Origin of the sequence: Streptomyces sp. GD-15H, assembly GCF_045291515.1 — a bacterium.
In the GTDB taxonomy this organism is placed as follows: domain Bacteria; phylum Actinomycetota; class Actinomycetes; order Streptomycetales; family Streptomycetaceae; genus Streptomyces.
The window spans coordinates 8139269-8164091 of the sequence record NZ_CP149447.1 but is presented as its reverse complement, the minus strand read 5'-3'; the positions used below and the strand labels follow the sequence as shown (position 1 = coordinate 8164091).

The window sequence follows — 24823 nt, the reverse complement described above, 5'->3', positions numbered from 1 at the left end:
GCGTCACCGGCCCCCGGAGCACGCCGACTTCCGGGGGCCTTGTGGTGGGTTCCGCCGGGCCGGGCTGTTTCGGTCGAGCACTGCGGTCGCCTCGATCCCAACCAGGCGGGCGGGGATGTCCAGCGTCTGGACGCCCGGCAGGCTGGCCGGCGGCACCGGAATGGTTCCCGGCGCGGCGGTCACGCGGGCCGCGCCCTTTGGGAACCGAGGAATCTTGTCGGGGGTCCGGTCGACGACGCAGGCGGTCAGTTTCGCGACGTCGGCGGAGGAGGCGCCGGCCCCGGAGCCGGACGCGATCGCCACCTGCCGGTGGACGTCGCTCTCCGGCGGTCCGTCGGAAGGTGACCCAACTGCCCGAGGGCTGCCGGCAGGCCCGCAACCGCGTGGCGTGGTGGCGCGTCCTGGGGAGGACAAGGTCGGTCATGTGGACGGGGAGACGTGGGGGAACGGGTGGGCAGCGGTGCGACACCGGCGGTGCGGGCGGCGACGCCCCGGTGGGCGGGGCAGTGGGCTCCGGGCGGGGAGAGGCGACGCGATGCGCGCCGGGACGCACGGGGGGACACGCGAGGGGACGGTCGCGGCCGGTCCGCCTGGACGCGCGGGCGGGTGGTCGCGGCGGCAGCGGTGCTGACGGCGGGGCTGCTGATGTTCCATCGTGCCGTGCCCAACGCCGTCGGCCGGGTGGGCAGCCTGCTGGAGTCGGTCCTGCCCTGGCTGGGCCTGGTGGTCGTGGTGCTGTTCGCCCTGGCGCTGCTGCGGCGTTCGGCCGTCGCGCTGGTGGCCCTGCTGCTTCCGGTGGCGGCCTGGACGTACCTCTTCGGCGGGCTGTTCCTGCCCGAACCGCCCGCTCACCCTCGGGAACTGATGGTGGTGCAGCACAACGTCAGCGACGAGAACGCCGACCCGGCGGCCACGGCCCGCGCCCTGGCCGACACCGGGCCCGACCTCATCGCGCTGGAGGAGCTGGTGCCGACGGCGCTGCCGGTCTACGAGAGGGCGCTCGCCCGGCGCTACCCGTACCACGAGGTCCGGGGCACCGTCGGCCTCTGGTCGAGGCATCCGCTTGCCGATGCCCGGGGGCTGGACATCAAACCCCCGGGGATCACCGAGCCCTGGAGCCGCGGGCTGAGGGCCGTGGTCCGCACACCGCACGGGGACGTCGCGGCGTACGTCGCGCACCTGCCCTCGATCCGGGTCGGGGCGAGCGGCCTCGCCTCCGCCCACCGGGACGAGAGCGCCCGTCTGCTGGGCAGGGCCGTCGCCGCCGAGGAGCTGGAGGCGGTGATCCTGCTCGGCGACCTCAACAGCACCGTCGACGACCGCGGCCTGAACCCGCTGACCTCACGGATGAACGTGGCGGAACGCGGCTTCGCCCCGAGCTTCCCCGCCGCGCTGCCCCTGGCCCGGATCGACCAGGTCATGGCCCGCTCGGCCACCGTCCGCCACATCCGCACCCTGCCCGCCACCGGCAGCGACCATCTGCCGGTCGCCGCGCGCATCACCCTCGGCTGAGGCCACCGGCCGGTCGGGCGATCCCTGAGGACGGGTCCGGGAGGGCAGGTGCAGGACGCGGTCGCCCTGGATCACCGTGTGCGGGTCCTCGAGCAGCCGTCCACCGAGGCGACGTCGTGCCTCACTACCCTGCTCATCACATCTCCTCGTTTCCGCCCGCGTTCCGTGAGTCCCGGACTGCCGTCGCGGGTGTGGGCCCGGCACGTCCGGAGAACTCATCGCCGTTCCCGACCGCCGGCCGGACCACCCGGTACCGGAGGTGGGTCACGTCGCGGGCCCCCGGCTGCCGGACCGGCTCGTGTTCGATGCGGTCACGGCCCAGACCGTCGGACAGCCGCCGGCCCTCGCCGAGCCGCACCGGCACGAAGTGGGTCTCCAGCTCGTCCAGCACACCGGCGCGCAGACACGCCTGCGCGGTGCTCGCACCGTGCAGCATGACGTCGCGGTCGCCGGCGGCGGCCTTGGCCCGGGCGACGCAGGACTCGATGCCGTCGGTGACGAACCGGATGTTTCCCGGTGGCGCACCGTCCGGTGCCCGGTGCGTCGGAACGAAGACCGGTACGCCGCCGTGGTGATCGCCGCCCTGGGAGTCCCTCGTCTTCCTCGACACCCGCCGGTCGCCATCCTCGACTCGCAGGCGAAGCACCCGGTGAAGGCCGGCCTGCTGGCGCAGCCCACCCTGGACGGCATCTACGACCCCGCACCGTTGAACAAGGTGCTCAAAGCCGAGGGCAAGGACGAGGTGAACGACGCGGGTCTCGGCGTCAAGCGGTAACTTCAGCCCGATCCAGGTGAGTTCGCAGGAGCGGCGGTCGATGCCACGGCCGCCGCTCCGCCCGTCCGGCATGCCGGGTGGCCGCGGCGCCCCGCTCCTCTGGAACACTGGTGCGATGCCGTCGACTCCGCAGTCACAGCCGCGCCCGGTGCCCCCGGACCCCATCACGGCCGATGCGCCGACGACCATCGCGCGCCCGCTGCTCACCCAGTCCTGGCTCGACCTGACCTTTCTGCACTGGGCCGCGGACCCGGCCGACGTGGCCGGTCTGCTGCCGCCCGGAACGGTGCCCGACACACTGGACGGTGTCACCTACGTCGGACTCGTCGCCTTCCGGATGCACCGGGTCGGATGGCTGCGCCTCCCGGGGCTCCCCTACCTCGGTTCCTTCCCCGAGACCAACGTCCGCCTCTACTCGGTGGACGCGCACGGACGCCGCGGCGTGGTGTTCCTCTCCCTCGACGCCTCCCGGCTGCTGCCCGTGGCGGTCGGCCGGATCGGCTTCCGGATGCCCTACCTCTGGTCCCGTATGGCCATCCGGCACAGCGGCGACACCGTCACGTACACCAGCTCCCGGCGATGGCCCGGCCCCCGCGGCGCCCACAGCCGCATCACCGTGCGGGTGGGCGAGCGGATCGAGGAGCCCACCGAGCTGGAACACTTCCTGACCGCTCGCTGGGGCATGCACGGCGCCTTCTTCGGCCGGTCGATGTACCTGCCCAACACCCATCCGCGCTGGTCCCTGCACCGTGCTGAGGCGCTCGACTGCGCGGAGGACCTGCTGACGGCGGCGGGTCTGCCGAAGCCCGCGGGAGACCCCGTGAGCGTCCTCTACTCGCCGGGCGTTCCCGCCCGCTTCGGCCGCCCCGCCCGCCCGGCGGACATGCGGAACCCTTGACGCCCCGGGCTCAGCCCTGAGGCTCCTGCGGCTTGGTGTCCACCTCGCGCAGGTTCTGGTCCGTGAGCTCGGTGCGTGTCTCCGTACGGTGACCGCGGGCGATGTAGTCCCGCACCACGACCTCGACGGCGTCCTGTGGCGACCCGACTCCGGCCAGGACCATGACTTCCACGACGAGTTCGGCGTCGAGTGTGACGGTGACCTTGGCCATGGCGCTCCCCTGACGGCGTCGGGCACTGCGTGAACCCGGATCACCGAACTCTACAGGGCGGGCCACTCGCCGGGCCCGGCCCCCGCCGACGGGGCCGGAACGCACTCCTCCTGTTCCCGTTCGGCCCCTCCGACCGGCGATGATGGCAGTGGCGGCCGCGTGCGCACAGTGGTCGCCCGTCCGTCGGACGTGTGCCAGAAGCAGAGAGGAATCACCACGATGAGCCACCAGAAGGTGCGCGACGTGATGAGCGACGCCGTCGTCCGGATCCAGGGCGGGACACCGTTCAAGGAGATCGCGCACCTGCTGCTCGAGTACGACATCACCGCCGTCCCCGTGGTCGACGCCGAGGACCGTCCGGTGGGCGTGGTGTCCGAGGCGGATCTGCTGCACAAGATGTGGGGACGGCAGGAGGGCGAGGCCGGCGGGCTGGGGGTGGTGCCCCGGCCGGAGAAGGCCTGGGCCACCGACGCCGCCGGGCTGATGACGTCGCCCGCGCTCTGTGCCGCCGAGGACTGGAGCGTGGTGGACGCCGCCCGGGTGATGGCGCGGCACGGCATCAAGCGGCTGCTGGTGATCGATGGGGCCGGGCGGCTGAGGGGCGTGGTGAGCAGGAGCGACCTGCTCCGCGTCTTCGTGCGCGAGGACCGGGCGATCCGCACGGAGATCGTCGAGGACGTACTGGTCAGGGCGCTCGGCGAGGCGCCCTCCGCGGTGGAGGTGACGGTGACGCACGGTCATGTCCGGCTCAGCGGGCAGTTGTCCTCGCCGGCGACGGCCCAGAAGCTCGAGGACCTGTGCCGCAACGTCGACGGCGTCGTCGACGTGGAGTTCCGTGCGGTGCCCGACTCCGGCGCCGGCGGCCCGGTGCCGTCGGGCTGACCGCGCCGCGGGGGCCGGACAGGGGCCGTCGCGGACGGGACGGCCCCGATGCCGCCGCCCGCCCGTCAGGGGCGTTGCGCGGCGATCATCCGGCGGTACCAGTGGTAGCTGTCCTTCGGGGTGCGCCGCTGGGTGTCGTAGTCGACGCGGACGATCCCGAAGCGCTTGCCGTAGCCGAAGGCCCACTCGAAGTTGTCGAGCAGGGACCATACGTAGTAGCCGCGTACGTCCACGCCCTGGTCCATCGCGGCGCGCAGCGCGGTGAGGTGGTCACGCAGGTAGGTCACGCGGTCGGGGTCGCGGACGGCGCCGTCGGTGACCCGGTCGTCCTCGGCGGAGCCGTTCTCGGTGATGTGGACGGGCGGGAGGGCGTCCCCGTACTGCTCCTTGAGGTCCACCAGCAGGTCCGTGAAAGTGGAGGGAACCACCGGCCAGCCCATCGCCGTGTGCCGGACGGCGGGCGTCGGTTCCTCCGTGTACCGGTTGTCGGTGGCCACGCGCCGGCCGGGGTCGCTCTCGCGGTGCGGGGCGTCGGCGACGGTGAGGGGGCGGTAGTAGTTGATGCCGAGGAAGTCCAGGGGCCGGGAGATCAGTTCCAGGTCATCGTCGCGGCGGAAGTCCTGGCCGGTGATCAACTCGCCCCAGGTGTCCTGCTCGGTGTCCGGGTAGCGGCCGGCCAGGAGGGGTTCGGTCCACATCAGGTTGTGCAGGGTGTCGGCGCGGACGACGGCCGCCCGGTCGGCGGCGGAGTCGGTCGCGGGCAGGTGGTGGTCGAGGTTGAGGGTGATGCCCACCTCACGGACCCCGGCCGCCCGGAGCGCCTGTACGGCCAGTCCGTGGCCGACGAGCAGGTGGTGGGCGGCGGCCAGGGCACCCCGGCCCTCGCGGGCACCGGGGGCGTGGCGGCCGACGGAGTAGCCGAGGAAGGCGCTGCACCACGGTTCGTTGAGGGTGATCCAGCGGGGCACGCGGTCACCGAGGTGGTCGGCGACGACGGCCGTGTACTGGGCGAACCGCTCGGCGGTGTCGCGTACGCGCCAGCCGCCCCGGTCCTCGAGGGCCTGCGGGAGGTCCCAGTGGTAGAGGGTGGCGGCGGGTTCGATGCCGGCGGCGAGGAGTTCGTCGACGAGGCGCGAGTAGAAGTCCAGGCCCTTGGGGTTCACCGGGCCGCCGCCGTCGGGCACGATGCGCGGCCAGGCGAGGGAGAAGCGGTAGGAGCCGACGCCCAGGTCGCGCAGCAGAGCCACGTCCTCGGGGTAGCGGTGGTAGTGGTCGCAGGCGACGTCACCGGTGTCGCCGCCCTCCACCAGGCCGGGTGTGTGGCTGTAGGTGTCCCAGATCGACGGTCCGCGGCCGTCCTCCCGCGCCGCGCCCTCGATCTGGTAGGAAGCGGTCGCGGCGCCGAAGACGAATCCGGGCGGGAAATTCGGGAAACCGGTCACGCGGGGAGGCCCTCCTCGGGGTGTGCGGTGGTCATTTGACGGAGCCTCCGGTGATGCCGGCGGCGATGTACTTCTGGGCGAGGACGAGCAGGATCGGAATCGAAGCGCTTCACCAGCTATGCCGCAGTCAAGAGAGTGACACGTCGAGGCGACACCCTCAACGCGCCACTCGTCACGGTCGAGTGCTTCTCACCCGCCGAGGGCGTCATCGGCGTCCGCGTCACCCACCACGCGGGCAAGCGACGTCCCGGACCCGACTTCGCCCTCACCGGTGACGCGAAAGACGCCGGGACGGTGCGCACGGACGGCCCGGTCACGGAGCTGAACAGCGGCCCGCTGACCCTCCGCCTGGACGGGTCCGGCCCCTTCTCGCTCGCTTTCCACGACGCGGACGGGCGCGAACTGACCCGCGCGGACGCCAAGGGCACCGCCTTCGCCACCACCGGCGACGGAGCCCCTCACATGCTGACCCGGCTGGCGCTCGGTGTCGGGGAACAGATCCAGGCGAGCGCTTCACCCCGTTCGTCAAGAACGGTCAGACCGTCGACGTCTGGCAGGCCGACGGCGGCACGAGCAGCGAGCAGTCCTACAAGGACATCCCGTTCTACGTCCCCTCCCGCGGCTACGGCGTCTTCGTCAACCACCCCGGGGCGGTCTCCTACGAGATCGGCTCGGAGTCCGTGGGCCAGGTGCAGTTCAGCGTCGAGGACAGTCGCTGGAGTACTACGTCGTCGCCAGCCCCACCCCGAAGGACGTACTCAGCCGCTACCCGGCCCTCACCGGCCGCCCCGCCCTGCCCCCGGCCTGGTCGTTCGGCCTGTGGCTCAGCACCTCGTTCACCACGTCCTACGCCGAACGGACCGTCACGTCGTTCGTGGACGGCATGAGCGAACGCGGCATCCCGCTGTCCGTCTTCCACTTCGACTGCTTCTGGATGCGCGAGTACCAGTGGTGCGACTTCCAGTGGGACCCCGAGGTCTTTCCCGACCCGGACGGCATGCTGGTCCGGCTCAAGGAGAGGGGCCTACGCGTCAGCGCCTGGATCAACCCGTACATCGCTCAGAAGTCTCCGCTCTTCGACGAGGCCGCCGCCCTCGGTCATCTGGTGCGCAGGCCCGACGGCGACGTGTGGCAGTGGGACCTGTGGCAGGCCGGTATGGGCCTGGTCGACTTCACCGGCCCCGAGGCACGCGCCTGGTTCCAGTCGAAGCTGAAGGCCCTGCTCGACCAGGGAGTGGACTGCTTCAAGACGGACTTCGGCGAGCGCATCCCCACCGACGTGGTCTGGCACGACGGCTCGGACCCCGAGCGGATGCACGACTACTACACGCAGTTGTACGACCGAACGGTGTTCGAGCTCCTCGAGAAGGAGCGCGGGCAGGGTGCAGCCGTGCTGTTCGCCCGGTCCGCGACCTTCGGCGGACAGCAGTACCCCGTGCACTGGGGCGGCGACTGCTGGTCGTCCTTCGAGGCCATGGCCGAGTCGCTGAGGGGCGGTCTGTCGCTGTCGCTGAACGGGTTCGGCTTCTGGAGCCACGACATCGGCGGCTTCGAGAGCACGCCCGACCCCTCGGTGTTCAAGCGCTGGCTCGCCTTCGGTCTGCTCTCCTCGCACAGTCGACTGCACGGCTCCTCGTCGTACCGGGTGCCGTGGGGGTTCGGCGACGAGGCGGTCGACGTCGCCCGGCGGTTCACCCTGCTCAAGCACCGTCTGATGCCCTACCTGTACGGCGCGGCCGTCGAGGCGCACGACACCGGTGTGCCGATGATGCGGCCGATGGTGCTGGAGTTCCCCGACGACCCGGCGTGCCGTCCGCTCGACCGCCAGTACATGCTGGGCTCCGAGCTCCTGGTGGCGCCCGTGTTCAGCCCGGACGGCGAGGTCGAGGTCTACCTGCCGGAGGGCACCTGGACCCACCTGCTGAGCGGCGAGGAGGCCACCGGTCCGGGCTGGCGCACCGAACGGCACGGCTACGAAAGCCTCCCGCTGTACATCCGTGAGGGCGCCGTCCTGCCACTGGCCGACGACGACTCACGGCCGGACGGCGACTGGCTGGACGCGCCGGTCCTCCTCGTCCATCCGCCGGCCTCGCCCGACTACGCGGCCGAGATCACCGTGCCCGGCACCACGGGTGCGCGGGCCGCGGCCTTCCGGGCCCCGCGCGACGGCGATGTCCTGCGGGTCACCGTGTCGGGGACCGAGCGGCCGTTCACGGTGCGTGTCGCGGGCGGGTCGGAGGCCCGGGGGCGGGTGAGGTGACGGTGCCGCTGGGATGACGGACGCACCGAACGCGGCGGACACGCCGGGCGCGGCGCACTACGGCGCTGCGCCGGAGGGGGCCGCGTGACGGTGGCCGGGTCAGGAGCGGTGCGGCGTCAGCGGAGCCGTGCGACGCCCGCGTGGATGCCGCTGTCCTCGGGTGCGGGGCCGTCCGGAACCATTCCGGTGCGGTCACCAGGCCCGGTTCCACCATGTCCAGGCCGTCGAAGAAGCGGGCGACCTCGTCGCGGGTGCGGAAGCCGATGCGGATGCCGGCCCTGGCGTACTCGGCGGTGACCTGCGCGGCCAGTTCCGCGTGGCGGTCGGACGCGGCGTGCGACAGCACGAGGTGGCTGCCCGGCGGGAGTGCGGAGAGCAACTCTCCGACGACGGCGAGGGGTTCCTGGTCGTCGGGGGCGAAGTGCAGGAGGGCGGTCAGGGACAGCGCGACCGGACGCCCGAAGTCGAGGACGGTCCGGGCGTGTTCGATGATCTCCCCCGGACCGCGCACATCGGCCTGGGCGTAGTCGGTGGCGCCCTCAGGACTGCTGATCAGCAGGATCTCCGCGTGCCGCAGGACGATGGGGTCGTTATCGGTGTAGACGACCCTCGCGGCCGGGACGACGGACTGCACGATCTGGTGCAGGTTCGGCTCGGTGGGGATGCCCGTGCCGATGCCGAGGAACTGGTCGGTGCCCTGCCCGGCGAGCCAGGCCGCCGCCCGGTGCATGAACTGACGGTCCTGCCGGGCGCCGGCCCGCGCCTCGGGCGGCAGCTTCTCGCCGACGACCTCGTCCACGGGGTAGTTGTCCTTGCCGCCGAGCAACCAGTCGTAGACCCGAGCGGGGTGCGCCCTGCCGGTGCCGATCTGCGGAGGATCGGACCTGCCGGCCGGCATGGAGGACTCCGTCCCACGGTGGATCAAGGCTGCTGACGATCGCCGATGTCTCGCACATCAACGCGTTTCCATACAAGGAGAGTTGACCATGGGAGCGGAGCACCACCCCGATCCCCTCCCGCTCCCGCGCCCCGGACCACCGGTCGGTAGGTCCGGGCGCGGGGGCGCGGTCACGAGGCGAGTACGGCCCGGTCGGCGGTGAGGATGGCCACCAGTTCCCCGGCCTCCTGAGCGGTGGGGGACGCCGGCGGCGGGCGGACCCGGTCCGGCTTTGAGGCCCGTCAGGTCCACCCCTGCCTTCACCAGGGCCACGGCGTATCCCGGACGCGTTGACGCAGTCCGACCCGCGCTCGTCCGACCGCATCCCGCTGTCGGTCGGTGCCTTGATCCCCTGGCGCCGGGACTCGGAGTTGTCCTCGTCGCGCAAGGAGTCGACCGCGCGGCGGCGCCGGAACAGGCCGACCATCGTCCGGCGCAGGAGCCGCCTCTCCGGCCAGGACGTCCGACCGCCGGTCGGCACCACGGGGGCGTCCGGCCGGGGGCGCGCTCCGAGGGCCGCGGCGAAGCCCGTGCAGCGATTCACGACGCCCCGTTCAGCAACCCTCCCGCTCTGTCCGGCGGCGGTTCCGGAGACGTCGTTCATCGGTGATACTCACTCATGGCATCTGCACGGCAAGTAAATTGACAATCTGTTGAGTCGAACGGGTGGGAAAATGTCAGCGGCACGGGCATCCTCTTGTCATGAACCTGCGACCCGGTGGTCGGGTCGCATCCCCATGGAGGTTTGGAATGCGCCGTAGACTCGCCACCGCACTGGCCACCTCGGCCCTTGCCGCCGTCAGTGTGCTGGGCACCGCCACAGCCGCCGACGCCGTTCCCGCCGACAAGGCCCAGGTCCTCTCGAGCTGGACCCAGACCAGTGCCTCGAGCTACAACCAGTGGGTCACGGCGCGTTCCAACCAAGCCGCCTGGGCTGCTTACGAGTTCAACTGGAGCACCGACTACTGCTCCACCTCCCCCGACAACCCGTTCGGCTTCCCCTTCGCCACCTCCTGCGCGCGCCACGACTTCGGTTACCGCAACTACAAGGCGGCCGGCTCCTTCGACGCCAACAAGTCACGCCTCGACAGCGCCTTCTACGAAGACCTGAAGCGCGTCTGCGCCCGCTACACCGGCGGCACGAAGACCACTTGCAACAGCACTGCGTGGACCTACTACCAGGCGGTCAGGGCCTTCGGCTGACCACTCCGCCGGCTCGACAGCTCCGACCACCCGGTACGAACGAGCCGGGTGCCGCCGGTCGCCCCAAGCGCCGGCGGCGCCCCGCTTCCGCCACCGTCGGCTGCGTACCAGCGCGTACAGGAAGTACGGCGTACCGATCACGGCCGTCATGCGGCCGGCGCCCAGTTGCGCCGGAGCGATCACGGTGCGGCCCAACAGGCCCGCGGAGCACACCAGTACGGCGCCGAGCAGCAGCACGACGGGGACGACGCGGGTGTGCCGCCGCCCGACGAGGGCGCGTGCCGTGTGCGGGGCGACCAGTCACACGAAGCCGATGGTGCCCGCGGCGGCCACGGCGGCACGGCCGCCGGGGTCCCCGCCGCCCCGGCGGCCCCGGTGGGGGCCGCGGCCGAACTCGACGACGTCGCGCACGCTCAGGCCGCTGGGCGTGGGCCGGCCCTGCAGCAGAGCCACCCGGCGGGAGGACTCCCGGAGGGTGAGGGCCAGTCCGTCGGTCTCGGTGTCGATCGTGAGAATGGCCCGGCGGGGTGATCGCAGCCGGGTGACGGTACGCAGCAGGGTCGACCCGCCGCTGCCGTCGGGACCGACCAGTACCGTCACTTCGCCCGGTCGATGTCCCACTCACCTCAGAACCTGAGCCGAGCGACCCCACAGCGGCGTTCGGTGGCGAACCGGTCGCCGGTGCCGGCGACCGGAGTCAGAACAGGTGCTCCTGTTCGGCGGGCGCGCCACCGCGCGCGGGGCGACGCGGGACGGGGCGTCGGGCCGGGGCCTCCTCGCCGAACAGGGGCACCGTGCCGTACTCGTCCGGCTCGGCCGGCACCACGACGGGCCCGGTGCCCACGTTCAGGCGCAGCGGGGCGTCATGGTCGAAATCTCCTGGCGTCATGTCCGTCCAGTCGCGTTCCTGGCGCTCACTCACCGACGCTCCGCTCCCCGTCCGGCCTTCCTGTCCCCTCATTGTTCCCGTGCCGGGCCGGGGTGTCAGTCCTGGTCACGGCCCCCGGTCGGACGGACGTCGACGTGATCGGCGGCGGCCGCCGCCGGCACGGAGGAGTGGTCCTGCACGCCGTCAGGCTATCGCTCGTTCGCCGCTCCGTGAACGACGCCTCCGCGGGACCGCCGCAGCCCGCTCCGCGCACCCCGCGGGCCGTCTCCGACCGGGAGACGTACGTCACCTCCCGGGACCTGTCACACCTCGGCGGGCTGTCCCGTCAGGAGTACGTAACCGCACACGCGAACCAGGAGATCACCATGGACGCCCGTCTCAACCTCTTCGGCAACGCGCTCGCGACCAAGGTGCTGAAGCACATCAACTCGGCGAGCAAGGCGGTGTCCGACTCGGGTCTGCCACATGCCATCCAGGAACTGGTGAAGATCCGCGCCAGCCAGATCAACGGCTGCGGCTTCTGCACCGACATGCACACCAAGGACGCCGCCCACGCCGGAGAAACCGCCCAGCGCCTCCACCTCGTCGCCGCCTGGCGCGAGGCCACCGTCTTCACCGACGCCGAGCGCGCCGCTCTCGAACTGGCCGAACAGGGCACCCGCATCGCCGACGCCGCCGGCGGTGTCACCGACGAAGCCTGGACCAACGCCACCAAGTACTACGACGAGGACCAGCTCGTCGCCCTCATCTCCCTCATCGCCGTCATCAACACCTACAACCGCATCAACGTCATCAACCAGCAGCCCGCCGGCGACTACCAGCCCGGCCAGTTCGGCTGACGGACGACACAGGGGGCGCGCCGCCTCGCGTGCGCGCCCCGGGGGTGCGACCTCAGGTGCTCATGGGGTTCAGGACTCCGCGCGCCTGGGAAGGCGCCAGCCGGGGCGGACGAAGTGGCAGGTGTAGCCGTCCGGGTACCGCTGCAGATAGTCCTGGTGCTCGGGCTCGGCCTCCCAGAACGGGCCGGCCGGCGCGACCTCGGTCACCACCGGGCCCGGCCACAGACCCGACGCGTCGACGTCGGCGATCGTCTCCTCGGCGACGCGCTTCTGCTCGTCGTCGAGGTAGAAGATGGCGGAGCGGTAGCTCGGTCCGATGTCGTTGCCCTGCCGGTTCTTCGTGCTCGGGTCGTGGATCTGGAAGAAGTACTCCAGGATCGTGCGGTAGTCCGTGACGGCCGGGTCGTAGGTGATCTCGATCGACTCGGCGTGGGTGCCGTGGTCGCGGTACGTGGCGTTGGGGACGTCACCGCCGCTGTAGCCCACCCGCGTGCTCAGGACGCCCGGGAACGTGCGGATCAGTTCCTCCATGCCCCAGAAACAGCCGCCCGCCAGCAGCGCCTTCTCCTCGGTCCTCGTCATCTGCTCTCGCCCTTCTCCCGCGTCCTGGACGGACGGTTCCGCCTCGTCTTCATGGTCCCGCACCGTCGCAGCCGTACGTACAGCGGTCTCAACCATGCCGGGAGCCCTGTTGTTCCGTCCAAGACCGTCCGACCTGGAGGATTCCGCCCAGGTCGGGCGGCGGCCGTGTGTACGCTTCCGCATATGACCGACACCCCCGCCTCGGCACAGCGCCTGCGCGACCTCGCGCGGCTGCGCCGGGTCCGCGACCGGATCGACCGGGAGTACGCGCAGCCGCTGGACGTCGAGGCGCTCGCCCGTGGCGCGCACATGTCGGCCGGGCATCTGAGCCGGGAGTTCCGGGCGGCGTACGGCGAGTCGCCGTACAGCTATCTGATGACACGGCGCATCGAGCGTGCGATGACGTTGCTGCGCCGTGGCGACCTCAGCGTCACCGAGGTCTGTTTCGCGGTCGGCTGCTCGTCGCTGGGCACGTTCAGCACGCGCTTCACCGAGCTCGTCGGCATGCCGCCCGGTGCCTACCGGCGCCGCGCGGCGAGCGTGACGGCGGGGCTGCCTCCGTGCGTGGCGAAGCAGGTGACCAGACCGGTCAGGAATCGAGAAGCGCTCGCGCCGAGCCCCCTCTAGCGTGCCGTCCATGGACATCAACATTCACGCGAGTTTCCTCCCGCACGACGACCCGGACGCCTCCCTGGCCTTCTACCGCGACACCCTCGGCTTCGAGGTCCGCAACGACGTCGGACTCGGCGGGATGCGGTGGATCACGGTCGGTCCCGTCGGCCAGCCCGGCACCTCCATCGTCCTGACCCCGCCGGCCGCCGACCCCGGTGTCACCGACGACGAGCGCCGCACCATCGCCGAGATGATGGCCAAGGGCACGTACGCCGGTCTCCTGCTGGCCACCGACGACCTGGACGCCACCTTCGCGCGGCTGCAGGCGGCCGACAGCGCCGAGGTGGTCCAGGAGCCGACCGAGCAGCCGTACGGTGTGCGTGACTGTGCCTTCCGCGACCCTTCGGGCAACCTGATCCGCATCCAGCAGCTGCGCTGAGCCGCCCGGGCACCGCAGGCACCGCCCGGCCCCGGCTCGGCGATCGCACCCGAGCCGGGGATCACACACGAGAGGAAGACACCACCAGCATGGCCACGAGGACGAAGGCGCGGTCGACCGCGCCGCACGGCGCCGACAGCCACGAACTGATTCGCGTGCACGGCGCGCGCGTGAACAACCTCAAGGATGTCAGCGTCGAGATCCCCAAGCGCCGGCTGACCGTGTTCACCGGCGTCTCCGGCTCGGGAAAGAGCTCGCTGGTGTTCGACACCGTCGCCGCGGAGTCGCAGCGGCTGATCAACGAGACCTACAGCGCCTTCGTGCAGGGGTTCATGCCGACCCTGTCCCGGCCCGAGGTCGACGTCCTCGAGGGTCTGACCACCGCGATCATCGTCGACCAACAGCGGATGGGTTCCGACCCCCGCTCCACGGTCGGCACCGCCACCGACGCCAACGCGATGCTGCGCATTCTCTTCAGCCGGCTCGGCACGCCGCACATCGGTCCGCCCAGCGCGTACTCCTTCAACACCGCCTCGGTCCGGGCGAGCGGGGCGATCACCGTCGAGCGCGGGAACAAGAAGGCGGTGAAGGCGACCTACCAGCGCACCGGCGGCATGTGTACGCGCTGCGAGGGCCGGGGCGCCGTCTCCGAGATCGACCTCACCCAGCTCTACGACGACTCCAAGTCGCTGGCCGAGGGCGCGTTCACCATTCCCGGCTGGAAGTCGGACAGCTTCTGGACCGTCCGGGTCTACGCCGAGTCGGGCTTCGTCGACCCGGACAAGCCCATCCGGAAGTACACCAAGAAGGAGAGGGAGGACTTCCTCTACCGGGAGCCGGTCAAGGTGAAGGTCGACGGCGTCAACCTCACCTACGAAGGACTGATCCCCAAGATCCAGAAGTCCTTCCTCTCGAAGGACAAGGAGTCGATGCAGCCACACATCCGGGCGTTCGTGGAGCGGGCCGTCGCCTTCACCACCTGCCCCGAGTGCGACGGCACCCGGCTCAGCGAGGGGGCCCGGTCGTCGAAGATCAAGGGCATCTCCATCGCGGACGCCTGCGCGATGGAGGTCCGAGACCTGGCCGAGTGGGTCCGCGGTCTGTCCGAGCCCTCGGTGGCGCCGCTGCTCACCGCCCTGAGCGACAGCCTCGACTCGTTCGTGGAGATCGGCCTGGGCTACCTCTCGCTGGAGCGGCCGTCGGGCACGCTGTCGGGCGGCGAGGCGCAGCGCGTGAAGATGGTCCGCCATCTCGGCTCCCCGCTCACCGACATCACCTACGTCTTCGACGAGCCCACCATCGGCCTGCACCCCCATGACATCCAGCGGATGAACGACCTGCTGCTGCGGCTGCGGGACAAGGGCAACACGGTGCTGGTCGTGGAGCACAAGCCGGAGACGATCGCGATCGCCGACCACGTCGTCGATCTCGGCCCCGGCGCCGGTACGGCGGGCGGCACCGTGTGTTTCGAGGGCACCGTCGAGGGGCTGCGGGGCAGCGACACCGTCACCGGCCGCCATCTGGACGACCGGGCCGTCCTCAAGGAGTCGGTGCGCGAACCCACCGGGGCGCTGGAGATCCGCGGTGCGACGACGCACAACCTGCGCGGCGTCGACGTGGACGTCCCGCTCGGGGTACTCACCGTCGTGACCGGCGTCGCCGGCTCCGGCAAGAGTTCGCTCGTGCAGGGGTCGCTGTGCCGGCTGAAGGGGGATGACGGCGAGGGCGTGGTCTCGGTCGACCAGAGCCCGATCCGCGGTTCGCGGCGGAGCAACCCGGCGACGTACACCGGGCTGCTCGACCCGATCCGCAAGGCGTTCGCGAAGGCCAACGGCGTCAAGCCGGCGCTGTTCAGCGCCAACTCCGAGGGGGCCTGCCCCACCTGCAACGGCGCCGGTGTCGTCTTCACCGACCTGGCGATGATGGCCGGGGTCGCCGGCACCTGCGAGGACTGCGAGGGCAAGCGGTTCCAGGCGGCGGTGCTGGAATACCACCTCGGTGGCCACGACATCAGCGAGGTGCTCGCGATGTCGGTGGCGCGGGCCGAGGAGTTCTTCGGTGCCGGTGACGCGCGCACACCGGCGGCGCACCGGATCCTCGGCCGGCTCGCCGACGTCGGGCTCGGCTACCTCACCCTCGGCCAGCCGCTGACCACGCTCTCCGGTGGCGAGCGGCAGCGGCTCAAGCTGGCCACCCGCATGGCGGAGAAGGGCGGCGTCTACCTCCTCGACGAGCCGACCACCGGCCTGCACCTCGCCGACGTCGAGCAACTGCTCGGCCTGCTGGACCGGCTCGTCGACTCCGGCAAGTCGGTCGTGGTCGTCGAGCATCACCAGGCGGTCATGGCGCACGCCGACTGGATCATCGACCTCGGGCCGGGCGCCGGGCACGACGGCGGCCGGATCGTCTTCGAGGGCACCCCCGCAGACCTCGTCGCCGCGCGCTCCACCCTCACGGGCGAGCACCTGGCGTCCTACGTCGGCGCCTGAGACGAGCGGCACCCGCGTGGAGACGGCCGGCCGTCAGCGCCGGCCGTCTCCACGAGGGAGATGCGGGCCGTGATCCGTTTGCCGGTCGGTTCCGGCTGCACGTCCAGTTCGTGGGCGACGGCCATCACGATCTCCAGGCCGTGCTGTCCTACCCGGTCCGGGTTCGCGACCCTGGCCACGGGCAGCACGCTGCTGCCGTCCCGGACCATCACCTCGAGGGCGTCACCGGTGAGGCACAGGTCCAGCCGGACGGGGCCGGGCGCATACTTGCGGGCGTTGGTGACCAGCTCGCTGACCACGAGCTGGGTGACCTCCACCGCGCGCGCCGAGACGGGCAGCCCGCCCTCCGCCCGGGCCCGCGTCAGGAACGCGGCGGCCAGTTGCCGGGCCTTCGCTATCCACGCGCCGTCACCGTCCAGGGCGTACGTCGCCCGCCGCAGTGCGCCCGGCACCGTGTCCCCCTCGTCCACCGGAACTGGCTCCATTCGGTCCGCCTTCGCTCACCGATCACACCGCGCGACTACCCGCAATGTCCGGCCGCACTCCCCGACCCACCGGGCCGGGCCGGGCGGTAGCTCACCACCCGTCCGGCGAAACGTGTCGGGCGCGTCATGCGGGGCGCCGACCGTCCGGTGCCGGGGCACCCACCGGTTCGGCCGGTTTCGGGGCTCGGGCCCCGGCGCGCAGGCGGCGGCCCCGACGGGTCGGGCCGCAGGGCTTGAGGAGCGAGATCACCGTCTTGGCCTTCTCCCCCTCCTGAAGAAGGGGGAGTCCTACGGCTCGCGCCGTAGGAGTTCCTGCTTCATCGTCGGCTGCCCGCCCGGAGTGCTCCGTTGAGGTCTTACACCGGCTCCACAGGCCGACACCGCCAGCCCGGCGGCCAAAGTGTTCCGCGCCGCGTTCACGTCACGGTCGTGGGTGACACCGCAGGCGTACGTCCAGGTGCGGACGTGCAGCGGCATCTTCTCCTGCAGTCGTCCGCAGGCCGAGCACAGCTTGGAGGAGGGGAACCAGCGGTCAACCACGATCACTTCGCGGCCGTACCACTGTGCCTTGTACTCCAGCATGCTGCGGAACTCTCGCCACGCCGCATCGGAGATGGCACGGGCGAGCCTGCCGTTCTTCAGCAGGTTGCGCACGGTGAGGTCCTCGCTCACGATCGTTTGGTTCTCACGAACGAGCCGAGTGGTGAGCTTGTGCAGGTGGTCACGCCGGCGGTCGGCGATCCGGGCGTGGATACGGGCGACCTTCCGGCGGGCCTTGGCCCGGTTCGCGCCGTCCCCCTTTGCCTCGCGGGACAGCTCCCGCCGGGCCTTGGCGAGGCGGGTGCGGTCGCGTCGCTCGTGCCGCGGGTTGGCAATCTTCTCGCCGGTGGACAGGGCCAGCAGGTGGTCCAGTCCGGCGTCCACGCCGACCGCCGCATCGATGGCGGGGAGCGGGACAACGGCTGGGTCCTCGCACGGCAGGGACACAAACCAGCGGCCGGCCGGATCCTGGGACGCGATCACCGTCGACGGCGTGGCACCCTCCGGCAGGGGACGGGACCACACGATGTCCAACGGGTCGGCCACCTTCGCCGGCGTCAGATTCCCGTCCCGGAAGCGGAACGCGCTGGTGGTGTACTCCGCCGATCTGCGGGACTTCTTCCGGCTCTTGAATCGCGGATACTTCGCCCGCTTGCCGAAGAAATTGGTGAAGGCGGTCTGCAGATGACGCAGGGCCTGCTGCAGGGGAACGGACGAGACGTCGTTGAGGTAGGCAAGTTCCTCGGTCTTCTTCCACGCGGTCGGCATCGCCGAGGTGGCGTGGTAGTTGACCCGCTCGGACCGCAGTGTCCACGCCTCCGTACGCGCCGCCAAGGCCAGGTTGTAGACCTTCCGCACACAGCCGAACGTACGCGACAGCTCCGCTGCCTGCGCTTCGGTCGGAGGGAAGCGGTATTTGAACACCCGCTTCACATGAGGGGACGTCACGTCTCACAGGACAGACCATCAGATTGTGACCTGGTGCGAGTGGCTGGAAGTTCCTCCTCAGCCTGGAGCTGGACGATCCCGGATTCGGCTTCTCCGCCCTGAGTGAGTTCCACCTGCCCCGCAGCGCCCGGGCCGGACGCTGCGGACGTCCCACATCTGGAGTAGCCCCGAGTACTGGCCTCGGTGTACGCGAGGGGCCCTCTCGCCTACGAAGCGGGCGGCCCGGGCCGGTTCGCGGCTCAGCCGGTACGCGGCCCCGCCCGGCACCGGGCACCACGGCGCCCTGACTGCCCGACACTCCGAGGCCGATGGCGCTGCCCTGTTTCAACGGGCTCTTGACTGTGGTGTGGAAAGAAGCCGACGAGTGTGCAGCCCTCCTCGAGTACGGTGCCCCTGGCGCTCCGCCGCATCACCGGTCACGCCGCCCGATGTCAGCGGGCGTTCCCGCTTCCCCTCCGGCAGCGGGCAAGCGCCGGGTCTGTGCCTCAGGCGTTCGGTACGTGGTGGGCCGAGCCCGCGGTGGTGCTGAAGCGGGTGCGGTAGGTGCCGGGGGTGACGCCGAGTTCGCGTTGGAAGACGCGGCGCATGGTCTCCGGGCTGCCGAATCCGGCGTGCCGGGCGACAGCGTCCAGTGGGTCGGCCCCGGTCACCAGCAAGGTGCAGGCCGCTTCCAGACGTACCTGCTCCACGAACCGCGCGGGCGAGGTGTCGGTCTCGGCCCGGAAGAGTCGGGTGAGGTGCCGAGGGCTGAGCCCGACCTGGCGGGCGAGGGAGTCGAGGGTGTGCTCGGCCGCCGGATTCTCGGTGACGAGGTCCAGCACGGTGCGCAGCGCCGGGGTGCCGGGCTGGCGGACCCGGGCGCGGACGCTGAACTGGGACTGCCCGCCCGGCCGGGCGAGGAAGACCACCAGGTGCCGGGCGACGGCACGGGCCGCGTCGGCGCCCAGGTCCTCCTCGATCAGCGCGAGGGTGAGATCGATGCCGGAGGTGACCCCGGCCGAGGTGTAGAAGGTGCCGTCGCGGACGAAGATCGAGTCCGCGTCGACCTGGACCCTGGGGAAGCGGTCGGCGAGGTGCGGGGCCAGCTCCCAGTGGGTGGCGGCCCTGCGGCCGTTCAGCAGGCCGGTCGAGGCCAGTGGGAAAGCGCCGGCGCACACGGCGGCGGTGCGGCGGGCACCGGTGGCGAGTTCCGTGAGGGCCTGCCGCAGGTCGCGGTCCAGGACCGAGGGCCGCCAGTCCGGCGCTCCGGGCACGATCAGCGTGCCCAGTTCCCCGGGCAGGCCGTCCACGGAGCAGTCGGCGCCCAGCAGGACGCCGGAGCTGGTGCGGACGGCCGCGCCGTTCAGCGAGGCGGCCCGCAGGTCGTATCCGCCGCCGTACTCGTTGGCGGCGGAGAAGGCGTCCAGCGGTCCGGCGACGTCCAGCAACTGCACACCCTCGTACAGCAGGACGGCGACCGTGTGGGAGGAGGGGCTCGGCATGGGGTCCTCGGGCGGGTGGATCCCGCCGAGAGCCGCCGCCGGTCCTGGTGTGCGGCTCTCGGTGCGGGCGGGAGGTGCGGGAAACCGGGAATCGGTCACTCGGGCCAGTCGGAGTCCAGGATGACGTCGACGAAGTTCTGGCGCACGTATCCGGGCACATAGCGCTCCAGCACGTCGGCCTTGACGTTGCCGAAGGTGGTCTCCGGGCGGTGCGCGATGCCCTGCGTGAACTCCTTGAGGATGTTCCGCTTGAAGTCGGGGCGGGGGTGCGCGGCCACGACCTCGGCGAGCGCCGGGGCGGGGATCTCGTCGCGGCCGATGCCCAGCACGTCGGCTTCGACACCCGCGGTCACCAGGGCGACTTCGGGAGCCATGTGCCAGGGGATCTCCGGTGTGGTGTGCAGGGCGATCCCCTCCCACACCAGATGGGCGGCGTCGTCGGCGATTCCGTGGCGGCGTAGGAAGTCCCGGGCCTCGTCGGCGCCGTCGATCTCGAACCGCTGCCGGCTGTCGCGGTGCCGCTCGGTCAGGCCCAGGTCGTGGAACATCGCGCCGACGTAGAGCAGTTCGGGGTCAGCCTGCAGACCGCGGCTCTGTCCGCGCAGGGTGCCGAAGAAGTAGACGCGGCGGGAGTGGTGGTAGACGGTGTCGTTGGTCGCCTCCCGGACGAGTTCGGTGGCTTCGCGGACGAGCCGGCTGTCGGGCAGGGTGACGCCGGCGAGGGCGGTGGTCGGGGTGTCGGTCATGGCTGGACTCCAGGGTGGTGCGGGCGGGCGGGCCGGCCGGGGGCCGCCGAGTGATTCGGAACGGTCGGGGTGGTCGGGGCGGTCAGGGCGGTCGCGAGAAGGAGGCCATGCGGACCACCCAACCCCAAACAAGACCTTACTGCGCCCGTCCTTCAGGACATGACACCCTCGGATCAGGACATCGCCGGCTCCTCTCGGGACTCGGGTCCTGTGGTGTGGATCAGGCCCTGGCCGATCGCTCCGCGCCGGTGTGCGAGGTCCCGTGCGAGGTCTCCCCTCTCGAGGGAGTCCGGGCCTCATGGGGCGCAATGGCGAGCGGGACGTCGGGGAGTACGAGGCGGAGGTGGTGCTCGACGAGCTCTACGCGCTGCCGCCGTCCGACTTCGTCCCCCGACGCGAAGAACTGGCCGCCGTCGCCCGGACGACGGAGCGGCCCGGCGCCACCCGGCGCTTCCACGCCGCCCACCGGGCCACCCTCGCCGCAGGGGCCGCCAGCCTGCTCCTGCGCTCTCGGCCCGAGGAGGCACAGCGGTTCCTGGAGCCGGGGCGAGCGCTGCGCGAGGCCTCCGCCACGCCGGATCCCAGTGGGCTGACGGAGTTGTCCGCCCAGCGGCGGCGCATCGTCCCGGAGCTGTCCCGGCATGCCGCGGCTCTGGCGAGGGACACCGGGTACCCGCTGTCGGACGCGGTCCAGCGGGACCTCGAGACGACGCTGCGCGCCGTGCTCGCCGATCCGGACGCGGCCGGCCGGTGGGCGGCGGGGCGGCTGGAGAGCGCGCTCAGCCCGCCGTCGGGGTTCCCCTCGGACACGGCCACGGCGGACCACCCTGCGAGCCGATCCCCCCGGACGCCCCGGACACCGGATCGCGCGCCGTCGACAACGCCGTCGGTCCGGGCGCGGAAGACGGACGAACTCGCCGAGCGGCGCGGGGAGCGGCAGGAACGGCTCGCCCAGGCGCGGGCGGCGGGCGAGGCGGCCGCCGAGCAGGAACTCCGTGACGCGCGCGAGGGGTGGGAGCGGGCCGAGCAGGAGCAGCGGGCGGCGGAGGGGCGGCACCGGACGGCCGGGAACGCGCTCTCCCGGCCGAACGTGAGGCGAGGAGGGGCCACACGGGAGGCAGAGCGGCTGGGATCGCGCGTGCGAGGATCACCGGACGGCGGCACCCGCTCAGACTGACCGGATTTCCTGCATTGGCATGGACCTGATAGTCCGGGCCCGCTAAGCTCTGCTCGACTCTGATGAGAGCGCTCTCAGATGCGGTTGTTCCACCCCCACCTTGCTGGAACGACGAAGGGCAACTTCCCATGAGACGCACCAGATTCACGCATGCCTGCGTGGCCGCCCTCCTCATGATCGGCAGCTGGACCGCGGCCGGCACCCTGCCCGCCTCGGCGAGTGACACCTCCGACTCCGCCACCTCAACCGACTCCGCGCCGGCCTCCGACGCCCTGTTGCAGGCGATGCAGCGGGACTTCGGCCTGTCCCCCGCCCAGGCCGAGAGGCGGCTGGCCGCCGAACGACGGGCCACCGACCTCGCACCCGAGGCCGCCCAGGCCGCCGGATCCGCCTACAGCGGCGCCTGGTTCGACGCGAAGAGCGAGAAACTGACCGTCGCGGTCACGTCGGACGCGGATGCGTCGACGGTCCGTGACCTTCGGTCCTCCGGCGCGACCGTCCGCGTCGTCGAGCACAGCGCACGGCAGCTCGACGCGGCCAAGTCGCGGCTGGACCGCCTCGACGCGCCTTCGGGCGTGAGCAGTTGGTCCGTCGATCCGACCGCCAACACGGTGGTCGTGAACGTCGTCGAGGGCGAACGGGCCGACAACGATGTCCGACGGTTCCTCTCCGAGGCCCGCGAGGCCGGACCGGTCACCGTGCGCACCGTGGAGGCCGCCGCGGAGACCTTCGCCGCGGGGACGGTGGGCGGTGACCCCTACTACACCGGCAACGTCCGTTGTTCCATCGGCTTCTCGGTGCACGGCGGCTTCGTGACCGCCGGGCACTGCGGTGGCGTGGGCGGCCAGGTGCGGGGCTGGGACGGCTCGCACATCGGCAACTTCCAGGGTTCCTCGTTCCCGGGCAACGACTACGCGTGGGTCAACGTGGGCAGCGGCTGGTGGACGGTTCCGGTGGTGCTTGGCTGGGGCACGGTCTCCGACCAGCTGGTGCGCGGCTCGAACGAGGCTCCCGTCGGCGCCTCGATCTGCCGCTCCGGCTCGACGACCCACTGGCACTGCGGCAGGGTCCTGGCCAAGAATGAGACCGTCAACTACAGCCAGGGCGCGGTGCATCAGATGACGAAGACGAGCGTCTGCGCCGAACCCGGCGACTCGGGCGGTTCGTTCATCAGCGGTGACCAGGCGCAGGGCGTCACCTCCGGCGGCTGGGGCAACTGCTCCTCCGGCGGCGAGACCTGGTTCCAGCCGATCAACGAGATCCTGGGCCGCTACGGCCTGACCCTGCACACGGCCTGACCGACCCCCAACGGCACGTAGCGCCAACGACGCAAGCCCGGTTCCCGAACGATGTGTTCGGGAACCGGGCTTGCGGTGGAGCGCTGGGCAGGCCTTGCACCTGCATCTCCCCGCAGGAAGCGGGGCGTCTTTCCTTGGACCACCAACGCACGGGCGGGCTCCGGAGGTTCCGGCGCCTTGACGTGCGTCAATCATAACCACAACCGCCTCGGTCGGTCACATCGGGCGGGTGAGCAGCACGGGTGGTGGTCCGGTGGGTGCGGCGACGCCGCCGGTCAGTCCCTGATCAGCACGGCTCGCGGCACCGAGCCCGCCTGTTCCGTCTCGCCCGCGCCGGAGAGGGCGCCCGCGAAGTTTTTCTCGACCTCCATCTTCTCCGCCGCGTTCGGGTAACGGTTGGTGCACGCGGTTCCCGCGCTGGAGCCGGACATCAGGCTGGAACAGGGGCCTGGCTTGCGGTCCGGCAGGCCCAGGATGTGCCCGAGCTCGTGGGCCGAGATGCGGATCGTGTCGTACCCCTGGTTCACGGCCTGGCGTCCGATGTAGACGGTGCCGTTGCCCAGGGTGGCGGGCAGGGCGCGGGGCCAGCCGTTGTCCGCCAGGACCCGGATGTCGGCGCGCTGCCCGGACACGGCCGGGCGGAGTTCCACGGCGTCGACGCTCTCGTTCCAGACCGCCGCGCCCCGGTCGACGGCGGACCCGAACTCCGCGGAGCCGCTCGCGTCGTAGGTGAGCACGCGGGCGGCCAGGGACGGCTCGGGCACGCCGGGCGGGGCGGCCACGGCCTGACCGCTCGACAACAGGGGGAAGGACATCACCAGAACCGCGGCCAGGCTTCCGGTCAGCGTACGGATGCGCATGGTCGACCTCCTCGTGGGGAAAGGTAGTCGTGTTCATGACAGTCAGGGTCTCCCTGCCCGTCGGGCGAGGGCGGCAATCCGTCAATCGGCCCCCGCCTGTCCGACAACGATCCCCCACGATTCAGAAGCCGTATCGCTGAGTCCTGCGGGAAGGATCGGTTGGACTTCCGGATCACGCGGAGGCAGTGTGGGCAGGGTTCCCACGTCCCACGGAACATCCTTGAATCGCACCCGGAGAACACCCGATGAACCACGTCAGCAATCCCGAGCGCTACAACGGCACCATGCGCTACCGGCGCACCGGGCGTTCGGGACTCGACCTCCCCCTGCTGTCCCTGGGCTACTGGCACAACTTCGGCGACGACCGGGCCTTCGAGACCCAGCGCGAGATCGCCCTGCGCGCCTTCGATCTCGGCATCACCCACCACGACCTGGCGAACAACTACGGTCCGCCCTACGGGGCCGCGGAGATCAACTTCGGCCGGCTGATGAAGCAGGACCTGGCCCCTTACCGGGACGAGCTGGTGATCTCCACCAAGGCCGGCTGGGACATGTGGCCGGGCCCCTACGGCCAGGGCGGCGGCTCGCGCAAGTACATGCTCGCCTCCCTGGACCAGTCGCTGGAGCGCATGGGCCTGGACTACGTGGACATCTTCTACTCCCACCGGCTCGACGCCACCACTCCCCTCGAGGAGACCATGGGCGCGCTCGACACCGCGGTCCGCCAGGGCAAGGCCCTGTACGTCGGCATCTCCTCCTACGACGCCGAGCGCACCCGGCAGGCGGTCGCCATCCTGCGGGACCTGGGAACTCCGCTGCTGATCCACCAACCGTCGTACAGCATGCTGAACCGCTGGATCGAGACGGAAGGGCTGCTGGACGTGGCCCAGGAGGAGGGCTTCGGAATCATCGGGTTCACCGCGCTGGCGCAGGGCCTGCTGACCGGGCGGTATCTCGACGGCGTTCCGGAGGGCTCGCGGGCGACGCAGGGCAAGTCGTTCGACGCCGCATGGCTGACGGACGACATGCTGCACCGGCTGCGCGCCCTCAACGACATCGCGGCCCGCCGCGGGCAGACGCTCGCCCAGATGGCGCTGGCCTGGGCCCTGCGGGACCGGCGTGTCACCTCGCTGGTCATCGGCGCGTCCCGCACCGAGCAGCTGGAGCAGAACGTCGCCGCGCTGGAGAACCTGGACTTCAGCGGCGAGGAGCTGGCCGAGATCGACAAGTACGCCACCGACGGCGGCGTCGACCTGTGGCGCGAGGCCCGCCTCGGCAACATGGGCTGAGCCACAGCGGCGGGCCACCGGGTCGTACT

The 24823-nt window shown here is 71.4% G+C and carries 22 protein-coding genes and 5 pseudogenes; 13 read left to right on the top strand and 14 right to left on the bottom strand.

Annotated elements, in window-relative coordinates; genetic code table 11:
• Positions 1–3: 3 nt before the first annotated feature.
• Positions 4–303 (bottom strand): hypothetical protein, encoded by a 300-nt coding sequence (locus WJ438_RS38720; protein WP_406729280.1) that lies wholly within the window; start codon positions 301–303, stop codon positions 4–6.
• A 303-nt stretch (positions 304–606) separates the two neighbouring features.
• On the opposite strand from WJ438_RS38720, the gene WJ438_RS38715 reads away from it, so the two are divergent.
• Positions 607–1512, top strand: a complete 906-nt coding sequence (locus WJ438_RS38715; RefSeq protein ID WP_406729279.1) for an endonuclease/exonuclease/phosphatase family protein — start codon at positions 607–609, stop codon at positions 1510–1512.
• Between the two features lie 136 nt (positions 1513–1648).
• On the opposite strand, the gene WJ438_RS38710 is transcribed toward WJ438_RS38715, so the two are convergent.
• Positions 1649–2122: a dihydrofolate reductase family protein gene (locus tag WJ438_RS38710; RefSeq protein WP_406729278.1), complete on the bottom strand. Its 474-nt coding sequence runs from the start codon at positions 2120–2122 to the stop codon at positions 1649–1651.
• Here WJ438_RS38710 and WJ438_RS38705 point away from each other — a divergent pair.
• Both WJ438_RS38705 and WJ438_RS38700 read left to right on the top strand, forming a co-directional pair.
• A pseudogene (locus WJ438_RS38705) lies at positions 2123–2287 on the top strand (sulfate ABC transporter substrate-binding protein); the annotation flags it as partial.
• 115 nt (positions 2288–2402) lie between these two features.
• Positions 2403–3185, top strand: a complete 783-nt coding sequence (locus WJ438_RS38700) for a YqjF family protein (protein ID WP_406729277.1) — start codon at positions 2403–2405, stop codon at positions 3183–3185.
• 10 nt (positions 3186–3195) lie between these two features.
• On the opposite strand, the gene WJ438_RS38695 is transcribed toward WJ438_RS38700, so the two are convergent.
• Positions 3196–3396 (bottom strand): type II toxin-antitoxin system VapB family antitoxin, encoded by a 201-nt coding sequence (locus tag WJ438_RS38695; protein ID WP_406729276.1) that lies wholly within the window; start codon positions 3394–3396, stop codon positions 3196–3198.
• Between the two features lie 219 nt (positions 3397–3615).
• Here WJ438_RS38695 and WJ438_RS38690 point away from each other — a divergent pair, with 219 nt between their 5' ends.
• Positions 3616–4278, top strand: a complete 663-nt coding sequence (locus WJ438_RS38690) for a CBS domain-containing protein (RefSeq protein WP_406729275.1) — start codon at positions 3616–3618, stop codon at positions 4276–4278.
• A gap of 65 nt (positions 4279–4343) precedes the next feature.
• On the opposite strand, the gene WJ438_RS38685 is transcribed toward WJ438_RS38690, so the two are convergent.
• On the bottom strand, positions 4344–5720 hold the full coding sequence (locus tag WJ438_RS38685) for a GH1 family beta-glucosidase (protein ID WP_406729274.1): 1377 nt from the start codon (positions 5718–5720) through the stop codon (positions 4344–4346).
• A gap of 96 nt (positions 5721–5816) precedes the next feature.
• Here WJ438_RS38685 and yicI point away from each other — a divergent pair.
• Positions 5817–7997 (top strand): annotated as a pseudogene (yicI, locus tag WJ438_RS38680) (alpha-xylosidase); the annotation flags it as partial.
• Positions 7998–8096: 99 nt separating this feature from the next.
• On the opposite strand, the pseudogene WJ438_RS38675 reads toward yicI, so the two are convergent.
• Positions 8097–8878 (bottom strand): annotated as a pseudogene (locus tag WJ438_RS38675) (SAM-dependent methyltransferase).
• Between the two features lie 789 nt (positions 8879–9667).
• On the opposite strand from WJ438_RS38675, the gene WJ438_RS38670 reads away from it, so the two are divergent.
• Positions 9668–10120 (top strand): phospholipase, encoded by a 453-nt coding sequence (locus tag WJ438_RS38670; RefSeq protein WP_406729273.1) that lies wholly within the window; start codon positions 9668–9670, stop codon positions 10118–10120.
• 93 nt (positions 10121–10213) lie between these two features.
• Here the strand turns inward: WJ438_RS38670 and WJ438_RS38665 are convergent.
• The 3 genes and pseudogenes from WJ438_RS38665 to WJ438_RS38655 all read right to left on the bottom strand — a co-directional run.
• Positions 10214–10456 (bottom strand): annotated as a pseudogene (locus WJ438_RS38665) (iron chelate uptake ABC transporter family permease subunit); the annotation flags it as partial.
• Positions 10442–10741: pseudogene (locus WJ438_RS38660) on the bottom strand (ATP-binding cassette domain-containing protein); the annotation flags it as partial. The pseudogenes WJ438_RS38660 and WJ438_RS38665, both read right to left, overlap by 15 nt.
• A gap of 76 nt (positions 10742–10817) precedes the next feature.
• Positions 10818–11042 carry a hypothetical protein gene (locus WJ438_RS38655; protein WP_406729272.1) on the bottom strand — a complete coding sequence of 75 codons (225 nt, stop codon included), beginning with the start codon at positions 11040–11042 and terminating at the stop codon, positions 10818–10820.
• 332 nt (positions 11043–11374) lie between these two features.
• Here WJ438_RS38655 and WJ438_RS38650 point away from each other — a divergent pair, with 332 nt between their 5' ends.
• On the top strand, positions 11375–11848 hold the full coding sequence (locus WJ438_RS38650; RefSeq protein ID WP_406729943.1) for a carboxymuconolactone decarboxylase family protein: 474 nt from the start codon (positions 11375–11377) through the stop codon (positions 11846–11848).
• Between the two features lie 69 nt (positions 11849–11917).
• Here the strand turns inward: WJ438_RS38650 and msrA are convergent, their stop codons facing one another.
• Positions 11918–12430 (bottom strand): peptide-methionine (S)-S-oxide reductase MsrA, encoded by a 513-nt coding sequence (msrA, locus tag WJ438_RS38645; RefSeq protein WP_406729942.1) that lies wholly within the window; start codon positions 12428–12430, stop codon positions 11918–11920.
• A gap of 183 nt (positions 12431–12613) precedes the next feature.
• Here msrA and WJ438_RS38640 point away from each other — a divergent pair, with 183 nt between their 5' ends.
• From WJ438_RS38640 to WJ438_RS38630, 3 genes are all read left to right on the top strand, one after another.
• Positions 12614–13057 (top strand): helix-turn-helix transcriptional regulator, encoded by a 444-nt coding sequence (locus tag WJ438_RS38640; protein WP_406729271.1) that lies wholly within the window; start codon positions 12614–12616, stop codon positions 13055–13057.
• Between the two features lie 10 nt (positions 13058–13067).
• Positions 13068–13481 carry a VOC family protein gene (locus WJ438_RS38635; protein ID WP_406729270.1) on the top strand — a complete coding sequence of 138 codons (414 nt, stop codon included), beginning with the start codon at positions 13068–13070 and terminating at the stop codon, positions 13479–13481.
• Positions 13482–13570: 89 nt separating this feature from the next.
• The gene (locus tag WJ438_RS38630) at positions 13571–15970 is read left to right on the top strand and encodes an ATP-binding cassette domain-containing protein (RefSeq protein WP_406729269.1); all 2400 of its coding nucleotides are present in this window, start codon (positions 13571–13573) and stop codon (positions 15968–15970) included.
• Here the strand turns inward: WJ438_RS38630 and WJ438_RS38625 are convergent.
• The 4 genes from WJ438_RS38625 to WJ438_RS38610 form a co-directional block, all read right to left on the bottom strand.
• Positions 15955–16455 carry an ATP-binding protein gene (locus WJ438_RS38625; RefSeq protein WP_406729268.1) on the bottom strand — a complete coding sequence of 167 codons (501 nt, stop codon included), beginning with the start codon at positions 16453–16455 and terminating at the stop codon, positions 15955–15957. The two genes, WJ438_RS38630 and WJ438_RS38625, sit on opposite strands and share 16 nt — an antisense overlap.
• Positions 16456–16743: 288 nt before the next feature.
• Positions 16744–17943 carry an RNA-guided endonuclease InsQ/TnpB family protein gene (locus WJ438_RS38620; protein WP_406729267.1) on the bottom strand — a complete coding sequence of 400 codons (1200 nt, stop codon included), beginning with the start codon at positions 17941–17943 and terminating at the stop codon, positions 16744–16746.
• 485 nt (positions 17944–18428) lie between these two features.
• Positions 18429–19424 carry a GlxA family transcriptional regulator gene (locus WJ438_RS38615; RefSeq protein WP_406729266.1) on the bottom strand — a complete coding sequence of 332 codons (996 nt, stop codon included), beginning with the start codon at positions 19422–19424 and terminating at the stop codon, positions 18429–18431.
• A gap of 95 nt (positions 19425–19519) precedes the next feature.
• Positions 19520–20170, bottom strand: a complete 651-nt coding sequence (locus WJ438_RS38610) for an HD domain-containing protein (RefSeq protein WP_406729265.1) — start codon at positions 20168–20170, stop codon at positions 19520–19522.
• Between the two features lie 298 nt (positions 20171–20468).
• Between WJ438_RS38610 and WJ438_RS38605 the strand changes: the two genes are divergently transcribed.
• Positions 20469–21347 carry a hypothetical protein gene (locus WJ438_RS38605; RefSeq protein WP_406729264.1) on the top strand — a complete coding sequence of 293 codons (879 nt, stop codon included), beginning with the start codon at positions 20469–20471 and terminating at the stop codon, positions 21345–21347.
• A 128-nt stretch (positions 21348–21475) separates the two neighbouring features.
• Positions 21476–22645 carry an alpha-lytic protease prodomain-containing protein gene (locus tag WJ438_RS38600; RefSeq protein WP_406729263.1) on the top strand — a complete coding sequence of 390 codons (1170 nt, stop codon included), beginning with the start codon at positions 21476–21478 and terminating at the stop codon, positions 22643–22645.
• Positions 22646–22920: 275 nt separating this feature from the next.
• Here the strand turns inward: WJ438_RS38600 and WJ438_RS38595 are convergent, their stop codons facing one another.
• Complete coding sequence (locus tag WJ438_RS38595; RefSeq protein ID WP_406729262.1) at positions 22921–23505, bottom strand: snapalysin family zinc-dependent metalloprotease; 585 nt, start codon at positions 23503–23505, stop codon at positions 22921–22923.
• 245 nt (positions 23506–23750) lie between these two features.
• Here WJ438_RS38595 and mgrA point away from each other — a divergent pair, with 245 nt between their 5' ends.
• Positions 23751–24794, top strand: a complete 1044-nt coding sequence (gene mgrA, locus WJ438_RS38590) for an L-glyceraldehyde 3-phosphate reductase (RefSeq protein WP_406729261.1) — start codon at positions 23751–23753, stop codon at positions 24792–24794.
• The last annotated feature ends 29 nt before the right edge of the window (positions 24795–24823 follow it).